Annotated in this window: 2 protein-coding genes; one reads left to right on the forward strand and one right to left on the reverse strand. The window is 70.1% G+C overall.

Annotated features, from left to right (window positions below):
• Positions 1 to 557, reverse strand: a 557-nt coding sequence (locus HUK84_RS18265; protein ID WP_176641505.1) for an MFS transporter, incomplete at its 3' end; no start/stop codon positions are given.
• A 215-nt stretch (positions 558 to 772) separates the two neighbouring features.
• On the opposite strand from HUK84_RS18265, the gene HUK84_RS18270 reads away from it, so the two are divergent.
• Positions 773 to 1351: an NUDIX domain-containing protein gene (locus HUK84_RS18270; protein ID WP_176641506.1), complete on the forward strand. Its 579-nt coding sequence runs from the start codon at positions 773 to 775 to the stop codon at positions 1349 to 1351.
• The last annotated feature ends 55 nt before the right edge of the window (positions 1352 to 1406 follow it).

Consider the following 1406-nt stretch of genomic DNA (forward strand, 5'->3'; position numbering starts at 1 on the left):
GACAGCAGCCCCACCGCCACCAGCCCGCCCAGCGGCGGCGCCATCTGCGACAGCACCGCGCCCACCGGCGCGCCCAGCGCGATCCCGCCATAGGAGGTGATCCCGTTCCACGAGATCACCTGCGCCGTCCGCTCGGCCCCCACGCGGCCGATATTCCACAGGATCGCGCCCGTCGCGGTCCAGCTTTCGCCGGCGCCCATCAGGATACGGCTGGCGATCAGCAGCAGGATCGACGGCGTGGCCTGGTGGACGAACAGACCCGACAGCAGCAGCGCGCCGCCCGACGCCGCACAGGTGGCCAGCCCGATCAGCACCGCGGGCTTGGCCCCCTTCGCATCGACGAACCGTCCCGCCTGCGCGCGGGTGGCGAACGTCGCCAGATATTGCAGCGACACCGCCAGCCCCGCGATCACGGTGTTGTAGCCCAGATGCTGGTGGACGAAGACCGGGATGACGGCCATCGGCAGGCCGATATCCACGTAACAGATCAGATTGAACAGCACGACCGCCAGAATCCGCACGGTCGGGTGGGCCATAACGGATTGCGACGAGGGCATGACGAAAGGGCGGCTCCGGTTTGTCCTGCCCTTATACGGGTCGGGTCGGGGGTGTCCAAGACCCGGGGACCCGGCAGGACCGGTCAAAAGGACGGCCGCCGCCGTCACGACCCTGCGACCGCCTTATTGACGCCGCCATTCCGCCGGGGATCATGTAGCGCGCGTCACCGCTGGTCGCGCGCAGTGCAGGACCCGCCCGCTGAGGAAGCCGATCCATGAGCACCGAGTCCGTTCCGCCTGATGATGGCGGGTTCGTCACCCTGTCCTCGCGCATCGTCTATGAAAATCGCTGGACCCGCGTGCGCGAGGACATCATCCGCCGTCCCGACGGCAACCAGGGGCTGTACGGCATCGTCGAACGCGGCGAATTCGCGGTGGTCCTGCCGCTGGGCCGGGGGCCGGACGGCCCGACTGTCACCCTGGTACGGCAATATCGCTATCCGGTGCGCGCCCGGCTGTGGGAACTGCCGATGGGCATGTGGGAAGATCGCCCCGACGCCGCGCCCGACATGGTGGCACGCGGCGAGCTGGAGGAAGAGACCGGGCTGCGCGCCGGCACGCTGCGCCACGCCGGCATGCTCTATCAGGGCGCGGGCTATTCCACCCAGCGCGGCCAGGTCTTCCTGGCCACCGACCTGACACCGGGCGCCCCCCGGCGCGAGGCCACCGAGGGGGACATGACCAGCCACACGATCCCGCTGGCCGAGATGGACCGGATGGTCCGCGACGGCGAGATCACCTGCATGGTCACCCTGGCCGCCATCGCCCTGGTCCGCGCGCGCGGCTGGATATAGGGCCGGCAGCCGGTTTCAGTGTCCCGGCGGCGCCGGCGGAGTCGCCGGGGAGGAG

The organism is Nguyenibacter vanlangensis (assembly GCF_013376155.1).
Taxonomy (GTDB): domain Bacteria; phylum Pseudomonadota; class Alphaproteobacteria; order Acetobacterales; family Acetobacteraceae; genus Gluconacetobacter; species Gluconacetobacter vanlangensis.

What these genes read in the sequence shown, in the direction of transcription:
- HUK84_RS18270 (WP_176641506.1), top strand. Translation starts at nt 773, where the DNA reads ATGAGCACCGAGTCCGTTCCGCCTGATGATGGCGGGTTCGTCACCCTG.